Origin of the sequence: Streptomyces sp. NPDC014861 (assembly GCF_043081625.1) — a bacterium.
Taxonomy (GTDB): Bacteria; Actinomycetota; Actinomycetes; order Streptomycetales; family Streptomycetaceae; genus Streptomyces.
Genome location: NZ_JBIBWV010000017.1, coordinates 57,742 through 76,951 on the forward strand (window position 1 = coordinate 57,742; position 19,210 = coordinate 76,951).

At 72.2% G+C, this 19,210-nt stretch carries 13 protein-coding genes; 7 read left to right on the forward strand and 6 right to left on the reverse strand.

The features are described 5' to 3' along the window. Nucleotides 1–95: 95 nt before the first annotated feature. A complete protein-coding gene (locus tag ACF1BN_RS27295) occupies nucleotides 96–923 on the forward strand; it encodes a class I SAM-dependent methyltransferase (protein ID WP_392334238.1) in 828 nt (275 codons plus the stop codon). Beyond that, complete coding sequence (locus tag ACF1BN_RS27300; RefSeq protein ID WP_392334239.1) at nucleotides 920–1,792, forward strand: alpha/beta fold hydrolase; 873 nt, start codon at nucleotides 920–922, stop codon at nucleotides 1,790–1,792. The genes ACF1BN_RS27295 and ACF1BN_RS27300 overlap by 4 nt, the downstream gene beginning before the upstream one ends. Nucleotides 1,793–1,837: 45 nt before the next feature. Here the strand turns inward: ACF1BN_RS27300 and ACF1BN_RS27305 are convergent, their stop codons facing one another. Together ACF1BN_RS27305 and ACF1BN_RS27310 are read right to left on the reverse strand one after the other, a co-directional pair. After that, a complete protein-coding gene (locus ACF1BN_RS27305) occupies nucleotides 1,838–4,258 on the reverse strand; it encodes an RICIN domain-containing protein (protein WP_392334240.1) in 2,421 nt (806 codons plus the stop codon). A 350-nt stretch (nucleotides 4,259–4,608) separates the two neighbouring features. After that, nucleotides 4,609–6,048, reverse strand: coding sequence for an RICIN domain-containing protein (locus ACF1BN_RS27310; protein WP_392334241.1), 1,440 nt, complete (start codon nucleotides 6,046–6,048; stop codon nucleotides 4,609–4,611). A 427-nt stretch (nucleotides 6,049–6,475) separates the two neighbouring features. On the opposite strand from ACF1BN_RS27310, the gene ACF1BN_RS27315 reads away from it, so the two are divergent. Next, entirely contained in the window at nucleotides 6,476–7,471 is a 996-nt protein-coding gene (locus ACF1BN_RS27315) for a LacI family DNA-binding transcriptional regulator (protein WP_392334315.1), read from the forward strand. A 210-nt stretch (nucleotides 7,472–7,681) separates the two neighbouring features. Here the strand turns inward: ACF1BN_RS27315 and ACF1BN_RS27320 are convergent, their stop codons facing one another. After that, a complete protein-coding gene (locus tag ACF1BN_RS27320) occupies nucleotides 7,682–8,677 on the reverse strand; it encodes a LacI family DNA-binding transcriptional regulator (RefSeq protein ID WP_392334316.1) in 996 nt (331 codons plus the stop codon). Nucleotides 8,678–8,988: 311 nt separating this feature from the next. Here ACF1BN_RS27320 and ACF1BN_RS27325 point away from each other — a divergent pair, with 311 nt between their 5' ends. The 4 genes from ACF1BN_RS27325 (at nucleotide 8,989) to ACF1BN_RS27340 (ending at nucleotide 14,303) form a co-directional block, all read left to right on the forward strand. Further along, the gene (locus ACF1BN_RS27325) at nucleotides 8,989–9,915 is read left to right on the forward strand and encodes a carbohydrate ABC transporter permease (RefSeq protein WP_392334242.1); all 927 of its coding nucleotides are present in this window, start codon (nucleotides 8,989–8,991) and stop codon (nucleotides 9,913–9,915) included. Between the two features lie 3 nt (nucleotides 9,916–9,918). Further along, a complete protein-coding gene (locus ACF1BN_RS27330; protein ID WP_392334243.1) occupies nucleotides 9,919–10,899 on the forward strand; it encodes a carbohydrate ABC transporter permease in 981 nt (326 codons plus the stop codon). A 176-nt stretch (nucleotides 10,900–11,075) separates the two neighbouring features. Then, entirely contained in the window at nucleotides 11,076–12,413 is a 1,338-nt protein-coding gene (locus ACF1BN_RS27335) for an ABC transporter substrate-binding protein (protein WP_392334244.1), read from the forward strand. A gap of 138 nt (nucleotides 12,414–12,551) precedes the next feature. After that, nucleotides 12,552–14,303: a beta-galactosidase family protein gene (locus ACF1BN_RS27340; RefSeq protein ID WP_392334245.1), complete on the forward strand. Its 1,752-nt coding sequence runs from the start codon at nucleotides 12,552–12,554 to the stop codon at nucleotides 14,301–14,303. A 465-nt stretch (nucleotides 14,304–14,768) separates the two neighbouring features. On the opposite strand, the gene ACF1BN_RS27345 is transcribed toward ACF1BN_RS27340, so the two are convergent. From ACF1BN_RS27345 to ACF1BN_RS27355, 3 genes are all read right to left on the reverse strand, one after another. Then, nucleotides 14,769–15,797 carry an ABC transporter permease gene (locus ACF1BN_RS27345; RefSeq protein WP_392334246.1) on the reverse strand — a complete coding sequence of 343 codons (1,029 nt, stop codon included), beginning with the start codon at nucleotides 15,795–15,797 and terminating at the stop codon, nucleotides 14,769–14,771. Beyond that, nucleotides 15,794–17,479: a sugar ABC transporter ATP-binding protein gene (locus ACF1BN_RS27350; RefSeq protein WP_392334247.1), complete on the reverse strand. Its 1,686-nt coding sequence runs from the start codon at nucleotides 17,477–17,479 to the stop codon at nucleotides 15,794–15,796. The genes ACF1BN_RS27345 and ACF1BN_RS27350 overlap by 4 nt, the downstream gene beginning before the upstream one ends. Nucleotides 17,480–17,719: 240 nt before the next feature. Beyond that, on the reverse strand, nucleotides 17,720–18,775 hold the full coding sequence (locus ACF1BN_RS27355) for a substrate-binding domain-containing protein (protein ID WP_392334248.1): 1,056 nt from the start codon (nucleotides 18,773–18,775) through the stop codon (nucleotides 17,720–17,722). Between the last annotated feature and the right edge of the window lie 435 nt (nucleotides 18,776–19,210).

Consider the following 19,210-nt stretch of genomic DNA (forward strand, 5'->3'; position numbering starts at 1 on the left):
CCACCACCAGCCCTCTCCGCAAGGGAGTTGATGTCGCACGCCCACCACCCTAGGGTGACTTAGGTAAGCCTTACCTGAGCAAGGTTGGTGATCGTATGACGAAGGAGCCCGTCGGGCTGGGCACCGTCCAGGAGACCCTCCTCATTCCGCTCTACGGCCGCGCCCTCGACGCACGGGCCCGCCACCCGGTCCTGGGCGACGCCGAGGCGCGGAGGATGGTCGACCGGATCGACTACGACTTCGCGAAGTTCCGCGGTCCCTCCCTCGGCGGCTCCGTCCTGCGCACCGCGATCTTCGACGGGTGGGTCCGCCGGTTCCTCGCCGAGCACCCGGACGGCACCGTGGTCGAGCTCGGCGCCGGGCTCACCACCCGCTCCCGCCGCCTCGACAACGGCCGGGCCCGCTGGTTCGACCTCGACCTGCCGGACACGGTGGAGCTGCGGCGGCGGCTCCTCCCCGACGCGGAGCGGACGGAGACCCTCGCCGCCTCGGTGCTGGACACCGACTGGTTCGAACGGGTCGCGGCGGCCGGCGGGCCGTACTTCTTCGTCAGCGAGGCCGTGCTGCTCTACCTCGGCGAGGACGAGGTCCGCGGCGTCGTCGCCGCGCTGGGCCGACGCTTCCCCGGGTCGGCGCTCGCCTTCGACACCGGCGGCGGCACGATGATGCGCCATCAGGACCGCAACCCGGTGTTCAAGGCCGTCGACGCGCGGATGACCTGGACCTGCGACGACCCGAGGTCCCTGGAGGGCTGGGGGTTGCGGCTCCACGAGAGCAGGACGTTCGCCACCCCGCAGCCGGACGTGGGCCGCGGCTGGCCGTGGCGCCACCGCTACGGGATGCCGCTGCTGGCCCGCCTCGCCCCGCCGGTCGTCAACTCCTACCGGATGAACCTCTTCACCCTGGAGGAGCCGGCCCGATGAGCGTCGCCCCGGCGCCGCACGTCCAGGGCGCCCCCGAAGAGGTCCCCCTGCCCGACGGCCGGCGACTCCACGCGATGGTGCTGGACGGCCCCCGGCGGGACGGGCCGACGGTGGTGTTCGAGGCCGGGGCGGGGGCGGGCCGGTCCTCGTGGGGTCTGGTCCAGCCGGCGGTCGCGCCCCACGCCCGCGCGGTCGTCTACGACCGCTCCGGCCTCGGCCGCAGCGCACCCGACCCGGCCGGCCGCACCCTGGACCGGATGGCCGGGGACCTCGGCGCCCTGCTCGACCACTTCGGCCCCGGCCCGTACGTCCTCGTCGGTCACAGCGCGGGAGGCCCCCTGGTCCGCCTCGCCGCCGCGCGCGACCCCGGCCGCGTCGCCGGGCTGGTCCTGGTGGACCCCACCGACGAGGCGGCGGACGTCCTGTTCGGCCGCGGCTTCCGCCGGATGGAGCGTACGGCCCTCCGCCTCGGCCTGGCGCTGGCCGCCCTCGGGCTGCTGCGCCCCCTGTTCCGCGGCCGGCTCGCCCTCCTCCCGGAGGACGCCCGCCACGACATGGCCCGGGAGGGCTTCACGCCCGGAGTCCTGCGCACCCAGCGCCGCCAGGCACGCACGTACCTCGACGAACTGGCCGCCTGGCGCGACACCCCGCCGGACACCGGCGACATCCCGATCACGGTCGTCTCCGGCGGCCTCCCCGGCGACGGCATGAACACCGCGGTCCGCGCCGCCGCGAACGCCTCCCATGCCCACCGCGCCGGCCTGGCACCGGGAGGCCGGCACGTCGTAGCGGCGAGGTCCGGCCACTACGTCCCGCTGACCGAACCCGAGACCGTCGTCCGCGAGATCCTGGCCCTCCTGCCGGACTGAGCCGCGCGAGGTCCGGCGGTCGGGCGACGGCCGGACCGGCGGCTGCTACGAGGTGGTGAGCTGCTGGTTCGCGGCGGCGGAGCAGCCGTGCTGGACGACCTCGGCGCCGTCGGCCGTGGAGACTCCGCTGACGTCCAGGCACTTGCCGCTGTGCCGTGCCATCAGGGTGGCGAAGCCGTCGGGCGACCTGTGCACCGACCACTGCTGGTTGGCGCCACCGCCGCAGGCGTACTGGAAGACGGTCGCGCCGTCGCTCGTGGACTCGCCGCTGACATCGAGACACTTGCCGCTGTGCCGCGCGACGACGTTGACGTAGCCACCGCCGGCGGGCCGCAGGGACCACTGCTGGTCGGTCGCGCCCCCGCAGGTGTACTGGACGACCTGGGCGCCGTCCGCGGTCGAGGCTCCGGTCACGTCCAGGCACTTGCCGCTGTGCCGCATCCGCAGCGGCACCCAGGTGTCCGCCGCGAGGGAACGGAAGGTCCATGACTGGTTGGAGCCGGTCGTCGGACGGTAGACCCCGACGGGCGCGCCGTCGCTCGTGGACTCGCCGCTGACGTCGAGAAGCTTGCCGCTCGCGCTGTTGACCAGGGTGTGGCGCCCCTCGCCCGTGGTGGAGAGCATCCACTTCTGTTCGGCGGAGGTGCCCGCGGTCACCAGGGCGAGCGAGTCGCCCTGGGCGGCGAGCGCCTTGCCGTTGGCGACGCTGGTGACGCGGTAGGCGGCGGTGTTGCTCCAGTCGGCGGAGGACAGCTTGGTGAACCGCCACTGCTGTGCCGTGGTGCCCGGGCTGGAGGTGCGCTGGACCAGGGTGCTCCGGCCGCCGCTGGTGGCGACCGCGAGGGCCTTGCCGCTGTGGTCGTTGAGCAGCTGGCGCGCGGCGCCGGTGGGGGCGGTGGTGTCGGAGACGTTCACACCGGTCACGCCGGGCAGGACGAAGGTGGTGACGGAGCCCGCGCCCACGGTGGCGGTGAGCGTCTTGCCCGCGGGGGTGAGGTCGCTCTCGCGGTGGAGGTTCCTGGTGCCGTCGGTGGTGTAACGCTGGACGGCCCCGGTGCCCACGGTCTGGAAGCCGCCGAGGTTCAGGGTGAGTCGCTGCGGCTCGCCGGTGGGGTTGGTGTGGACGACGACCGCGCCCTGGCCGGCGGGCCGCAGGGCGGCGAAGGTGTCGGCGTTGTCGGTGTTGATGACACGGGCACCGGGACGGACGAACTTGGTGTAGTTGGCCAGCGCCCAGTACTTCTTGTTCTTGCGCAGCGGTTCGGTGGCCGCGTCCCGCGGGGTGAAGTCGGTCTGGATGAGGCCCCAGTTGGAGTTCTCGCGGCCGGGCGTCATGTTCTCGTAGTCCTCGACGGCCTGCCACAGGACCCAGGCGCGGGGCTCCAGTTCGCGGAAGTCCTCGTTGACGCGCTGGGTGAGGTCGAGGGCGGGGCTCATGTCGGTGAAGCTCTGTCCGACGCTGCCGCCGAGGTCCACCTCGGACATCCACAGCGGGGTGGCCGTCCCCTTGGCGATGTCCCGCGCTCCGGTGCGGCCGCCGGTGCTGTACGTGTGGGTGTTGAGCTGGCCGACAGCGGTCCTGGCGGCCGCGTCGTAGGTGTCCCAGTTGGTGCGGAAGGTGTTCGGGTTGGTCTCGTCCATGGCGGCGATGCGGGTGCCGACGCCGTCGGCGTTCAGCCGGGCCCGCATGGTGGTGAGCATGCGCGCCTGGGAGGCGGGGTCCCAGTGGGAGCCCTCCTGGCGGCCACCCGCGCCCCAGTAGTCGGTGCCGGGTTCGTTGAGCGGGGAGAGGGTGTCGAAGGTGACGCCGGTGGCGGCCTCGGCGCGCTTCATGGCGCCCGAGAGGTACGCCGCGAAGCGTTCGTACTGGTCGGAGCGGAGGTTGTCCTGCGAGGAGTTCCAGTTGCCCGAGACCAGGCCGCTGTGCGTCATGAAGTACGGCGCGGAGTTGGAGAAGGCCTCGAAGGTGTCGGCGCCACGCGCCTTGGCGGCGGTGAGCCACCAGCGCTGGTTGGCGTCGGCGTCCGGGTTCCAGTGGGTGGGGTCGGCCGGGTCCCACCAGTCGGGGGACTCGGGCCCGGGGCGGTTCCACCAGCCGGGGACGGCGCCGCCGGCCCGCATGTAGGGGGTGGTCTCCGGGCTGTCGCCGCCGCCGATGTTGTAGCGGGCGATGGTGAAGCCGAGGCCGTCCGCGCCGTAGAGGGCGTCGGCGAGCGCGTTGCGCTGGGCGTCCGGCCATCCTCCGGTCACGTTCGCGAACCAGGCCAGGGCGGTGCCCCAGCCCTCGAACGGCTGCTGCTGGTAGCTGGGGTCGGGGCGTACGGTCACGGCCTGGCCGGTCTCCTCGGCCGCCGCGGAGACGGTGGGGGTGAGGCCGGTCGTGAGGAGGGCGGCCGCGGCGGCCGCGCCCAGGACGGCGCCGCTCCTGCGGACGCGGGCCGGAGGTCGTTCTCTGCTGGGGCGCATGGTCGGTCTCCCTGAGTGGATCGGTGGTCGTCGAGGGCCTCCGACGGCGGGACCGGGCGGCCGGGAACGCGAGGAGGCGCGGAGGGTGGCGTCGGCCGGCCGGGAACGCGAGGAGGCGCGGAGGGTGGGGCAGGTCCCGTCGGGGGCTCGGGGCCTGCCCCGGTGCGCTCCGGACGGCCGTCGGGCGGCCGAGCGGAGCGGGACCGGCGGGTGCGGCGGCGGTGTCCACTCGCCGCACTCGCGGGCCGACCGGTCCCGGCGGCCGTCGGGCGGCCGAGCGGAGCGGGACCGGCGGGTGCGGCGGCGGTGTCCACTCGCCGCACTCGCGGGCCGACCGGTCCCGACGGCCGTCAGGCGGCCGAGCGGAGCCACTTCTGGTTGGCGCCGCTGTTGCAACTCCACTGGATCAGCGCCGTACCGTCCGCCGTGGACTGGTTCGTCACGTCGAGGCACTTGCCGCTCGCCGAGGCGGACAGCTGCACGGTGCCGCCGGAGCCCGTCACCCTCCACTGCTGGCCGGTCGTTCCGTCGCAGGGGTACTGGGCGATCGCGGCGCCGTCGGCGGTCGACCCGCCCGCCGGGGCCAGGCACTTGCCGCTGTGGCGGGCGATGATCTGCACCCGGTTGGTGCCGGCGGGCTTCAGCCAGAACTGCTGGTTGACGCTGTTCGCGCAGCCCCACTGGATGAGGGCGGCCCCGTCGGCGGTGGAGCGGTCGGCGACGTCGGCGCACTTGCCGCTGTGCGAGGCGGTCAGCGTCTCCCAGGTCCCGAGCCCCCGGACCGTGCCCGCGGCCGCGTCCACGGTGATCTGCGGGTAGTAGTCCATGGTCATGGTGGTGGCGGTGGGGAACTTCAGGGGGAGCCAGACGTACTGGGAGTCGTTGACCATGCCGCCCAGGGAGTTGCCCCAGCGGTCGCCCATGTAGAGGTACGAGGTGCCGGAGGTGCCCTGGACCGGCAGCACGTACGCCGTCTGGGATCCGTAGGTGGTCCAGTCGCCGATGTCCTGGAGGCCGCTCCAGGAGCCGGTCACGCTGCTCGCGGTGGCGTACTTCTGCTGGTTGGGGGCCCAGCCCGTGGCGCCCGAGGTCAGCAGGAAGTACACGCCGCCGCGCTTGAACATCGCCGGCGCCTCGCGCCACTGGCCCGGCCACAGCTTCTGGACCTGCGCCGCGATGTCGGTGTAGTCGGCGGTGAGGCGGTAGACGTGCAGGTCGGCGTTCTCGTTGGCGGCGGAGATCATGTAGCCGGTGCCGTCGGTGTCGACGAACGTGGTGATGTCCCGGGACATGTGGCCGAGCGGCCGGAAGCTGCCCCGCCAGGTGTAGTCGCCGTCGACGGTGTCCGACACGGCGACCGCGGCGCGGGCCTCGGAGTAGTCGGTCGCGCTGCCCTCCTTGTGCATCCACATCACGAACGTGCCGGTCGAGGCGTTGTACATCACCTTCGGCCGCTCGATGTTCGCCCCCGCGAGCTCGGGGTGGCTGCTCGCGGTGAGGACGTGGTGGCGGAACTCCCAGGTCTTCAGGTCGGTGGAGCGGTAGGCGGAGACGTACTTGAAGCTGTTGTCGGCGTTGCGGTTCTCGCCGAACCAGTAGTAGTACGTGCCGACCTTGACGACACCGCCGCCGTGGGCGTGGACGGGGTTGCCCTGCGGGTCCGTGAACTGGGTGGCGTTGGTGACGGTGACGGCCGCCGCGTGAGCGGTGCCGGCCGAGCCGAGCAAGGACAGGAGGACGGCGCAGAGTGCGGTGAGCACGGTGGCCGTCCCCGAGGTGGTGCGTCGCATGATCGCGTACCTCGTGGTCTGGAGGGGGAGGGGATGGACGGGTGTGGCGGAGGGGGCGGGCGAGGGCGCGGCCTCCCGCACGGCATGACCGGTCGTCAGGAGGAGCACGCTCGTGGAACCGCCGCAGCCCCGGCGGGCCGCCGGGGTCCGCGGACGCCGACGGCATGTGATCGCCGCGTCACGGCGAGGTGTCGGCTCGTCGTGTTCGCGTTAACACGAGTGCCTGGGACGAGAGTTTGGGAGGGGCGACAGGGGCTGTCAAGGATCCGGACACGATCCACCGAAGATCTACCGACTGGTATGTTTGCGCCAACACGCCGGGGCCCTCCTCGGGGGCCGCCCGGACGTTCGCGACGGAAGGTCATCGATGGCGACGGACAACAGAACGAGGTCGCCCCGCTCGCGGCCGGCCCGCCAGTGGCCGTCCATGGCGGACGTCGCCACCCTGGCCGGCGTCTCCTCGCAGACGGTGTCCCGGGTGGCGAACAACCGGCAGAACGTCGACTCTGCGACCCGCGAGAAGGTGCTCTCGGCCATGCAGACGCTCGGCTACCGCCCCAACACGGCGGCCCGCGCGCTGGTCACCGGCCGTTTCGGGGCGCTGGGCGTGGTCAGTTTCGACGTCGGCGCGCACGGCAACGCCCGCACGCTCGGCGCCATCGCCGACGCCGCCCGCGAGGCCGACTTCTCGGTGAACTTCATGGGCGTACGGGCCCAGACCGAGGCCGCCGTGCACCACGCCTTCCAGCATCTGATGCTGCAGTCCGTCGACGGCATCGTGCTGGTCGAGTCGCAGATGCTCGACACCCCGTCGCTGCGCCTCCCGCCGTCGATGCCGGTGGTGGTGGCCGACGGCGACACCGGCCACGAGTACCCGCACGTGGACTTCGACCAGGCGCACGGCTCCCGCAGCGTGGTGTCCCACCTGCTCGGCCTCGGGCACCGCACGGTCTGGCACCTCGCCGGCCCGCCCGACTCGTTCGCCGCGCGCCGGCGCGCCGAGTCCTGGCGCCGCACCCTCACGGACGCGGGCGCGCCCGTGCCGCCCGCGGTGCACGGGGACTGGTCGGCGCGGTCCGGGTACCGGGCCGGGCTCGACCTCGCCCGCCGGCCGGAGGTCACGGCCGTCTTCGCCGCGAACGACCAGATGGCCATGGGCCTGATGCGCGCCCTGCACGAGGCGGGCAGGAGCGTGCCCGGCGACGTCAGCGTGGCCGGTTTCGACGACATCGCCGAGGCCGCGTACCTCCTCCCTCCCCTCACGACCGTGCACCAGGACTTCGAGGTGGTCGGCAAGCACTGCGTCGCGCTGCTGCTCGACCAGATCGAGGGCCGTACGGACGGGCCTCGGCGCAGGGAGGTGGAGCCCCTCCTCGTGGTGCGCTCCAGCACGGCTCCGCCCCGGCCGGGCGCCCTGGCCTGAATTCGCCGGCCGGACGCCCTGACCTGAGCTCGCCGCCCGGGCACCCTGACCTGAATTCGCCGCCGGGACGCCCTGGTCCGAGTCCGCCGCCCGGCGCCCTCACCGGAGACCACCGCCGGACCCCGCGGGGCCCGGCCGCCCCCGCGCGGCCACGTGCCGCGAGCCGCCCGTCGTGGTGGTCCCGGCCTGCCGCGACCACCACTCGCGGCGTCAGCCCTCCCGTCCGGGTGCGGCGGGGGACGCCGTGCTGCGCCGTTCCACCAGGGTGGTCGGCACGAGGCGCACCCCCGTGACCGTCTCGCCCGCCAGTTCCCGCAGGACCGCCTCGACGCACCACTCGCCGACCTGCGCGAAGTCCTGGTGGACGGTCGTCAGGGGCGGGATGAAGGAGGCCGCCTCGGGGATGTCGTCGAAGCCGACGACGCTGACGTCCTCGGGGACGCGCACTCCGCGGTCGTGGAAGGCCCGCAGCAGACCGAGGGCCATCTGGTCGTTGGCCACGAAGACCGCCGTGCACCCGGTCCCGTCGGCGAGGCGCAGGCCTGCCTCGTAACCCGATTCGGGGGTCCAGTCCCCGCGCAGGGCGGGCGGCACCGCGCGCCCCTCGGCACGCAGCGTCTCCTCCCACGCCTCCGCTCGGCGGCCGGCGGCGAAGGACTCCTCGGGGCCCGCGATGTGCCAGACCGTGTCGTGGCCGAGGTCGAGCAGATGCCGTACGGCGGCGCGTGCGCCCTGCCGCTGGTCCGTGTCCACCACGGGGAAGTCGGTGGCGTCGGAGTCGACCACGACCACCTTGACGTGCGGCGGCAGGGTGAGAGCGGCGGTGTCGAGCAGGTGCACCTCCATGATCAGCACGACGGCGTCGACCGCCAGCTCGTCGAGGCGGGTGAACGCCCCCTTGACGTTGTCCTGGGTGGGTGCGTCGAGCGGGATGAGCGTGACCGCGTAGCCCGCGCGGGACGCCGATCCCGCGATGGCGTCCAGCGTCCGCACGTTTCCGGTGCTGGTGAGTCCCATCGTGATGACGCCGATGGCCCGGAAGTCACCCCGCTTGAGGGCGCGGGCCGCGCTGTTCGGGCGGTATCCCAGCTCCTTCATCGCGTCGAGGACCCGTTTCCGGGTGGCCTCGACGACGGCCGCGTCGCCGTTGGAGACGCGCGAGACCGTCTGCGAGGAGACGCCCGCCAGCTGGGCGACGTCCGCCATCGAGACACGGCGCTGCCTGGTGCGCGCCCCCCGCCCGCCGCCGCTCGCGGCCGCCGCCGGCCGGCCGGTCGCGTTCTGCTCGGTCACCCGATTCCCTCTCGTTCGCTGCCACTTCGTGCTTGACGCTCCCCTGCGGGAATGTCACCATCACGCTACCGATGATTACGTAAACATTTCTCGTCGGCCGGCCCTTCCGCAGGGCCGGTTCCCGGCCGCGGGCCGCCCTACGCCTCAGGCGGGCGCATCCCTCAGGCCCCATTCCCTCGCTCCCGTCCTCCGGCCCGACCGGTCACCGACGCTAGGACCACGCCATGACGCTCCTGTCGACGCGCGCTACGGCAGCACCACCGCCCCGCCCACGAGCCCGCTTCCGCCTCCGCAAGGAGGCCCTCGTGGGCTGGGGATTCGCCGGCCCGTTCGTCGCGGTCTTCGGCCTCGTCTTCCTCGCGCCCATCGGCTACGCCGGCTATCTGAGCCTGTTCCAGGACCGGCTCATCGGCGGGACCTCCTTCGTCGGCCTCGACAACTACGGCGAGGCGCTGACCGACCCCCGCTTCTGGGACGGGCTGATGCGCGTCGGCCTCTTCCTGCTGGTACAGGTGCCGATCATGCTGGGCATCGCGCTCCTCGTGGCGCTCGCGATCGACAGCGGCCGGCTCTACGGCAAGACCTTCTTCCGCGTCTCGATCTTCCTCCCGTACGCCGTGCCCGCCGTCGTGGCCAGCCTCATCTGGGGCTTCATGTACGGCGACCAGTTCGGCCTGGTGGGCAACATCAACGAGGCGCTCGGCGTCAGCCTCCCCAACCCGCTCTCCCCCTCCCTGGTCCTCGCCTCCATCGGCAACATCGTCACCTGGGAATTCGTCGGTTACAACATGCTGATCTTCTACTCCGCCCTCAAGGTCGTCCCCCGCTCGCTCTACGAGGCGGCGGCGATCGACGGCGCCGGGGAGTGGCGGATCGTGGCCTCGGTCAAGCTGCCGGCCATCCGCAGCGCCCTGGTCATCGCCACGATCTTCTCGATCATCGGCAGCTTCCAGCTCTTCAACGAGCCGAGCATCCTCCAGAAGCTCGCCCCCAACGCCATCACCAACGACCTGACCCCCAACCTCTACACGTACGCGCTGTCGTTCTCGGGACAGCAGCACAACTACGCGGCGACCGTGGCGATCGTGATGGGCGTGATCACCGCGATCATCGCCTACGCGGTCCAGCTTCGCGGCATGCGGAAGGGCTGAGCCATGACCACCTCCCTGACCACCGCGGCCGCCGAGTCAGCCCCGGACCCCCGGGAGCCGCGCGCCGCCGGCACCGCGGCCGCACCGCACCGCGCACGCCCCGCCGCGACCCGCCGCAAGCGCCTCCCGCACACTCCGCTCGACCCCCGGCGCAGCGTCCCGCTGACCCTCCTCACCGGCCTGGTCCTCGTCTACACCCTGCTCCCGCTCGCCTGGCTCGTCATCAACGCCACCAAGAGCCGGCGGGGACTGCTCGACTCCTTCGGACTGTGGTTCGCCGACGACTTCGACCTGTGGGGCAACATCACCCGCACGGTCACCTACGACGACGGCGTCTTCGTCCGCTGGCTGCTCAACACCCTGCTGTACGTCGCGGCCGGCGCGGGCGGCGCCACCGTCCTCGCCGTCCTCGGCGGCTACGCCCTCGCGAAGTACGACTTCCCCGGCCGCAAGGCGGTCTTCGCGGTCGTCATCGGAGCCGTGGCCGTCCCCGGCACCGCCCTCGCGGTGCCCACCTTCCTGATGTTCAGCAACATGGGCCTGACGAACACCCCCTGGGCCGTCATCATCCCCTCCCTGATCTCCCCCTTCGGGCTCTACCTCATGTGGGTCTTCGCCGCCGAGGCGGTCCCCACCGAGCTCCTGGAGGCCGCGCGCATCGACGGCTCCGGCGAGCTGCGCACCTTCTTCCGCGTAGCGCTGCCGCTGCTCGTACCGGGCACCGTCACCGTGCTGCTGTTCTCCATGGTCGCGACCTGGAACAACTACTTCCTGCCGCTGATCATGATCAAGGACCCCGACTGGTACCCGCTGACCCTCGGCCTCAACGCCTGGAACGCGCAGGCCCAGACGGCCGGCGGCGAGGCCGTCTTCGACCTGATCGTCACCGGTTCCCTGCTGACGATCGTCCCGATCGTCGCCGTCTTCCTGCTGCTCCAGCGGTACTGGCAGTCCGGCCTGGCCGCCGGAAGCGTCAAGGAATGAGCGCCCTCCCCTCCTCATCACCCGCCCTTCCGTCTCGCCCGCCTCGCCGCATCGCCGGTCCCTCCGCGTCACCTGTCCCTCCGCGTCACCCGCCTCGCCGCATCACCCGTCCCTCCGCATCACCCGTCCCTCCGGAAGTCCCTCCCTGCCCGCACCACCGACCAGGAGCACCTCCCATGCGCACCCACTCCTCCCGCAGACTCCTCAGCGCCCTCGCCGTGCTCGCCACGCTCTCGCTGACCGCCACGGCCTGTGGCTCCGACGACTCCGACGCCGGCACCGGCGGCGCCCCGAAGGACGTCGCCGCCGCGCTGGAGAAGGGCGGCAAGGTGACGGTGTGGGCCTGGGAGCCCACCCTGAAGAAGGTCGCGGCGGACTTCGAGAAGAAGTACCCCAAGGTCGACATCGAACTCGTCAACGCCGGCACCGGCGACAAGCAGTACACCGCCCTCCAGAACGCCATCGCCGCCGGCTCCGGCGCCCCCGACGTCGCCCAGATCGAGTACTACGCCCTCGGCCAGTTCGCCATCGGCAAGACCGTCGAGGACCTCTCCCCCTACGGCGCCCTCGCCCACTCCAAGAGCTTCACCCCCGGCCCCTGGCAGGCCGTCAACCAGCACGAGGGCGTCTTCGCGCTGCCGATGGACTCGGGCCCGATGGCGTTCTTCTACAACAAGAAGGTCTTCGACAAGCACGGCGTCAAGGTCCCGACCACCTGGGACGAATACGTGGAGGCCGCCCGCACGCTCCACAAGGCCGACCCCAAGATCTTCATCACCAACGACACCGGCGACGCCGGCGCCACCACCAGCCTCATCTGGCAGGCCGGCGGCCGCCCCTACCACTCGCGCGGGACCGACATCGACATCGACTTCGACGACGAGGGCACGAAGAAGTACACCGCGACCTGGCAGAAGCTCCTCGACGAGAAGCTCGTCGCCCCCATCAGCTCCTGGAGCGACGCCTGGTACAAGGGCCTCGCCGACGGCTCCCTCGCCACCCTCTCCATCGGCGCCTGGATGCCCGCCAACCTCACCTCCGGCGTCGCCACCGCCTCCGGCGACTGGCGCGTCGCCCCCCTCCCCCAGTGGACCGAGGGCGACAGGACCAGCGCCGAGAACGGCGGCAGCTCCCTCGCCATCCCCAAGGCCGCCGAGAACAAGGAACTCGCCTACGCCTTCACCGAGTTCGCCACCACCGGCACCGGCGCCTCCACCCGCGTCGCCGAAGGCGCCTTCCCCGCCACCCGCGCCGACCTCGAATCCAAGGCCTTCCTCGACAAGCCCTTCCCCTACTTCGGCGGCCAGCAGGCCAACCGCGTCTTCGCCGAATCCGCCCGCAACGTCGGCGAGGACTGGACGTACCTGCCTTTCCAGGTCTACGCCAACTCGATCTTCAACGACACCGTCGGCAAGGCGTACGTCTCCCCGACGAAGCTCGACGACGGGCTCAAGGCATGGCAGGACGCCAGCGTGAAGTACGGCGACGACCAGGGCTTCACCGTCAACAAGTAGGCCCCACCACCCCGGGGGCGGAGCGTCGGCGCTCCGCCCCCGCGAGCCCGCGCACGGGCTTGCCCCGCCCGTCATGTTTGCGTAAACATTCCGACGTTTCGATCTCAGCACGCCTTCACGTACAGGAGCAAGCAGCGCATGCCCGTTCTCCAGACCGACACGACCGGATTCCTGCTCGACGGACGCCCCTTCCGTCTCCTGTCCGGCGGGCTGCACTACTTCCGGGTCCACCCCGAGCAGTGGCAGGACCGACTCCGCAAGGCCCGGCTCATGGGCCTCAACACCGTCGAGACCTACGTCCCCTGGAACCTCCACCAGCCGCGTCCCGACCGCTTCGTGCTCGACGGCGGGCTCGACCTTCCCCGCTTCCTCGACCTCGCCGCCGCCGAGGGGCTGCACGTCCTGCTGCGCCCCGGCCCGTACATCTGCGCGGAGTGGGAGGGTGGCGGTCTGCCCTCGTGGCTGCTCGCCGAGCCCGACATACGGCTGCGCTCCCGCGACCCACGCTTCCTGGCCGCCGTGGACGACTTCCTCCACCGGCTCCTCACCCCGCTCCAGCCGTACCTCGCCTCGCGGGGCGGACCGATCCTGGCCGTGCAGGTGGAGAACGAGTACGGAGCGTACGGCGACGACACCGCCTACATGGAGCACATCGCCGGCTCCCTGCGCGCCTGCGGCGTCGACGTACCGCTCTTCACCTGCGACCAGCCGGTCGACCTGGAGCGGGGCGCCCTGCCCGGCGTCCTCGCCACCGCCAACTTCGGCAGCCGGTCGGCCCACCACCTGGCCGCCCTGCGCGCGCTCCGCCCCGAAGGCCCGGTGATGACCACGGAGTTCTGGATCGGCTGGTTCGACCGCTGGGGCGCCCGGCACGTGGTCCGCGACGCCGACGACGCCGCCCGCGAGCTCGACGAGGCCTTGGCCGCAGGCGCCTCGGTGAACTTCTACATGTTCCACGGCGGCACCAACTTCGGCTTCACCAACGGCGCCAACGACAAGCACACCTACCGCCCCACCGTCACCTCCTACGACTACGACTCGCCGCTCGACGAGGCCGGGGACCCGACGGAGAAGTACACGGCCTTCCGTGACGTGATCGCCAAGTACGCGCCCGTGCCGGACGCCCCCGTGCCCGCCCCGGGCCCCAAACTGGCCCTCCCCGCGGTCGTGTTGACCCAGAGCGCCGAACTGCTGCCGAGCGCGGACGAGTTGAGCTCACGGGTCGACTCGCGCCGGCCGCTGACCATGGAGGAGCTGGAGCAGGACTTCGGCTTCGTCCTGTACGAGACCACCGTGCCCGTGCGCGGCCCGGCCCTGCTGGAGATCGAGCACGTCCGCGACCGCGCCCAGGTCTTCGTCGACGGGCAGCCCGTGGGCGTCCTGGAGCGCGAGAACCACGAGCACTCGCTGTCCTTCACGGCCCCGCGGGCCGGCAGCGTGCTCTCGATCCTGGTGGAGAACCAGGGCCGGGTGAACTACGGCGAGGGCATCCACGACCGCAAGGGCCTGCTCGGCTCGGTCCTCCTCGACGGCGTCGAGCCGTCGGCGTGGACGAACCGCCCGCTGCCGCTCGCCACGCTGGACGACGTCCCCTTCGCCGTCGGCACGGCCACGCCCGTGGGCCCGGCCTTCCACCGGGGCACCTTCGAGGTCTCCGGGCCGGCCGACACCTATCTGCACCTCGACGGCTGGACCAAGGGCAACGCCTGGGTGAACGGCTTCCCGCTGGGCCGGTACTGGTCCCGCGGCCCGCAAAAGTCGCTGTACGTCCCCGCTCCCGTGCTGCGCGCGGGCACGAACGAGGTCGTCGTCCTGGAGCTCCACGCCGGCCCCCGGGGCCGTACCGTCGACTTCCGCGCGACGCCCGACCTCGGTCCGACCGAGGAGTAGACCGTCCGGCGGCGCCGGGTACGGGCCCGTCCCCCGCGTGCCCGAACCCGGCCCCTCTCCACCCAGCCCTCCCGGCTTCCGGGAGGGCTTTCGCCGCTCCCGGGACGCCGGGCCGCTCGCGTACGGCGGGCGTCAGGGGCGCGCGTAGGACGGGCGCCGGGGGACGCGTGCGGCGGGCGCCGGGGGACGCGTGCGGCGGGCGCCGGGGGACGCGTACGGCGGGAGGCTCCGACCGGGAGGAGCACCGCACACTGCACCGCACACCGCACACCCCACACGGCACCGCCACCGGCGCCCGCCCCGGGCGACCCGGTGCGCGCCTCTGGCCACTCCGGCGCGTCTCCCGCGGCCCCCTCCGGATCCCTTGCGCACTCGTCCGTCTCCACCGCGGCCCCGGTACGCCACGAGGCCCGCTCCCCGAGGGGGCGGGCCTCGTCCGTGCGCGGGGCGCCGGTGCGGGACGGGTCAGTGCGGGAGTCCGACCGCCCGTTCGCCGTTGCGGCGCTGCTGGATCACCACGGCGGCCACGAGCAGGGCGCCCTGGGCGACGTTCTGCCAGAAGGTGTTGATGCCCTCGACCGTCAGGCCGTTCTCCAGCGCGCCCAGGAGGGCGACGGCGAGGAGGGTGCCGCCTACCCCTCCCTTGCCGCCCTTCAGGGCGCAGCCGCCGAGGGCGGCGGCGGTGATGGCCTTGAGTTCGAGGCCCTCGCTGCCGGAGACGGGCTGGCCGGAGCCGGTGCGGGCGGTGAGGAGGATGCCCGCGATGGCGGCGACGACGCCGATGAGGGCGTAGACGGCGATCAGGTACTTGTTGATGTTGATGCCGGCGAGGCGGGCGGCGGTGTCGTTGCCGCCGATCGCGTAGAGGTTGCGGCCGATGTCCGTGTACGTGAGCAGCACGTGCACGGCGATCGCGACGACGATGAGGATCCAGACCATGACGGGCAGACCGGCGATCTTGCCGCGCCCGAGGAAGACGAAGACGGGGTCGTTGAGGACGTACCCCTGGGCGCGGCCGTCGGAGAGGAGCTGGGCGAGGCCCTTGTAGGCGGCGAGTCCGGCGAGGGTGGCGATGGTCGGGTTGACGCGGCCGTGGACGATGACGATGCCGTTCACGACGCCGACGAGGACGCCGGCGCCGACGGCGGCGAGCATGCCGGTCAACGCGCTGGAGCCGGTGCTGGTGAAGACCATGGCGCTGACCACGGAGGCGACGCCGACCTGGGAGCCGACCGAGATGTCGAGGCCGCCGCAGATGATGACGACGGTCTGGACGACGGCGAGGAGGCCGGTGATGGTGGCCGCCTCGGCGATCACCTGGAGGTTCGCGAGGCTGAGGTAGTTCTCGTTGAGGACGCCGAACAGCCCGAGGACGACGACGAGCGCACCGATGAGGCTGAGGTTCTGCCCGCCGAGGGCGGCCAGCGGGGAGCGCTTGCGCGCCGCCGGCGGGGCCTTCTCCGTCTCGGCCGGGGAGGTGGTGGCGGTGGTCATCGGGGGCCTCCATGGGCGGAGTCGTCACGGGGCCGGGCGGCGGCCGGGGTGGTGGCGGTGTCGTCCGGCGGGGCGAGGCCGTCGGCCGGGGTGGTGGTGGTCGGGTCCGGCGGGGCGGGATTTCCAGCCGGGGTGGTCGGGTCCGGCGGGGCGAGGTCGTCGGCCATGGCGAGGTTGAGGATCGCTTCCTCGGTGGCCTCGGCGCGGGCGAGTTCGCCGGTGACGCGGCCGCCCTGCATCACCACGATCCGGTCGGCGAGTCCGAGCACCTCGGGGAGTTCGGAGGAGATCACGAGCAGGGCGACGCCGTCCCGGGCGAGGTCGGCGATGATCCGGTAGATCTCCGCCTTGGCGCCGATGTCGATGCCGCGAGTCGGCTCGTCGAGGATCAGGACCTTCGGCCGGCGCAGCAGCCAGCGGGCCAGGACGACCTTCTGCTGGTTGCCGCCGGACAGCTTGCGCACCTCGTGTTCGAGGGACGGGGTGCGCACCCTGAGCCGGTCGGAGAAGTCCTGGGCGACGGCCTTCTCCTGGCCGCGGCGGACGAAGCGCATCCGGCGGAGGCGGTCCAGGCTGACCAGGGAGGTGTTGTCTCGGATGGAGCGGTGCAGGAAGAGTGCCTGGGCCTTGCGCTCCTCCGGCGCCAGACCGATGCCCGCCCGGATGGCGTCCTTCGGTCCGCGCAGCCGCAGCGGCCGGCCGTTCAGGATGATCCGGCCGGAGCGGAGGGGGCGGTCGCCGGCGAGGGCGAGTCCCAGCTCCGAGCGTCCGGCGCCCATCAGGCCGGCGAGGGCGACCACTTCGCCCGCCCTGACCTGGAGGCTGATGTCGGTGACGTCCTCAGTGGTGACGCCCTCCAGTTCCAGGACGACCTCGTCCCGTGCGACGTCCTGCCGGACGAAGAGCGAGGAGAGGTCGCGGCCGACCATCATCCGCACGACCTCGCTCTCGGTGGTCGCGGCGGCTTCGAGGACGCCGGCGGAGGCGCCGTCGCGGAGCACGGCGATCCGGTCGGCGAGCCGGAAGATCTCCTTCATGCGGTGGGAGACGTAGATGATCGCGATGCCCTGGGCGCGCAGGCGGCCGATGAGGGCGAACAGGGCCTCGGCCTCGTTCTCCGCGAGCGAGGAGGTCGGCTCGTCGAAGGCGATGACCTTGGCGTCGCCGGTGAGGGCACGCAGGATCTCCACCAACTGTCGCTGTGCGGCAGTCAGTTCGGAGCCGAGCCGGTCGGGGTCGATGACCTTCTCGAAGCCGAGCCTCGCCAGGTCCGAGGTGATCCTGCGGCGCAGTTCGGCGCGGTCGAGACGCCGGCCGGCCGTGCGGGGCAGGGATCCGGCGTAGACGTTCTCCGCCACGGAGACGTGCGGGATGATCTCCGGTTCCTGCGGGATGATGCGGATCCCGGCCCGGCGCGCGTCGTGCGGCGAGGCGAAGGAGACCGGCGCGCCGGAGAGCAGGACGCGACCCTCGGTGGGCTGGTGGTCGCCGGTGAGGATCTTCAGCAGCGTGGACTTGCCGGCGCCGTTCTCGCCCATGAGCGCGGTGACCTGCCCGGGCGGGAAGGTCAGGGTGACGCCGCCGAGGGCCTGAACGGCGCCGAAGCGTTTGGTGATGTTCTCGACGGCGACACCGACGCCAGGGGTGTCCCGGGTGAGGGGTGGGGTGTCGGGTGTGGTCATGCTGGCCTCACGTGCTGGAGGGGCGGGGGGGACGGGGGCACATGCGCCGATGGGAGGGGGAGGGCGCGGCGGGCGAGGGCCTGCGGTGGAGGGGAGGTCCGGTGCGGAGAGAGAAGGTGTGGAGAGGGCCGGTGCGGAGGGAGCCGGTGCAGGGAAGGCCGGTGCGAAGGGAGCCGGTACGGGGGAAGCCGGTGCGGCGCGGACGGGGCGGTACGCCGCACCGGCGTCGAGGGGCGGCACTCAGCCGCAGGTGACTCCGGCGGACTTCCAGGTGGCGGCGTCGACCATGGTGGTCGGGGCGAAGGCCTCCTTGGGGAAGGCCTTGCCGTTCTTGAGCTTGTCGTACATGGTCTGCACGGCCAGGGCGCCGACGTCCTCGCCGTTGATGAACAGCGCGGCCTTCATTCCGGACGGCTTGCCCGAGCTCCAGTTCTTGCAGGCGAGGTAGGCACCGAGGCCCACGCCGATGACGTCGTCGGCCGTGAAGCCGGCGTTCTCCAGCGCGGTCACCCCGCCCTGGACGTTCTCGTCGTTGCAGCCCCAGACCACCCAGTGCTTGACGTCCGGGTTCGCGGTGATCGTGGCCGCGATCTTGTCCTGCGCGCCGGTGGGGCTGTTGTCCGTGGGGACGTCGATGTTCCGCACCTCGGAACCGGCCCCGGCGGCGAAGGCCTCCTTGGCCGCCTCTACGCGGTCGGTGCAGACGGTCACGTCCTGCTTCCAGGCGGAGATGGTGCGGGTCTCCGCCGCGTTCCAGCCGGCCTTCTTGAACTCGGCGGCGGCGCGCTTGCCGACCTCGCCGCCCATCTGGGCTCCGCTGAAGCCGATCCGGGGCACGAGAGCGTCGGGAGAACAGGTGGAAGGGTCCGGTCCGGTCGTGCAGATCTGGTCGTCGGAGGTGAGCAGGGCGACCTTGGCGTCCTTGGCGATCTGGGCGACCTGGGGGCCGACGGCCGGGTCGGGGACGACGACGATCAGGCCGTTGCTCTTCTGCGAGATCGCCGACTGGGCCTCGCTGATGGTCTTGTTGGCGTCGGTGCCGAGGTTGACGACCTTCAGGTCGATGCCGAGCTCGTCCGCCCTGGCCTTGGCGCCGGCCGCCTCCCCGACGAAGTACTCCTGGTCGCCCTGCTTCTGAAGGTACGTCAGGGCGATCTTGCCGTCGACCTCGGCGACGTCCCCGCCGCCGCCCGGACCCGCCTCCTGCCGGCCGCTGGAGCAGGACGCCAGTGCGAGGACGGTGGTCAGTCCCAGGACGGCCGCCGCCATCGGACGCCGGTGGTGTGCAGTGAACATGGTCATTCCCCTTGCTCGGACGGGCCGGACGCGACCGACCGGTGAAGCGCGGATCGGCTGGACTCGCGGAGATCCGCGGAGGGAGGGGAACGACGGTTCCGGTCCTGTCCGACGGCGGCGCGAGAGTGAACGGCGGGCGCTTGCTGGAGTGGTGAAGTCACCACGACACGTCATGAACCAACTGGACGCACCACAGAGAAGCGCCGTTTCCATCAAAAGTCAACACGCTGGCTCCCGTCGCCCCGCGGATCGATACGCGCCCGTTACTGCCGCCCCACGAAGCCCTGTTCGCGTCGGACCACCCGACAGACAGCCAGCTGCCGCAAACATCAAGATGTTGAAATCTGTTGAATTCACCCCGGCTCTACGGGCCACGCACGGAGGCGCCGACGCGGCTCTTGACGCTCCCGAACGGCGCGTGCTGCACTGACCCGG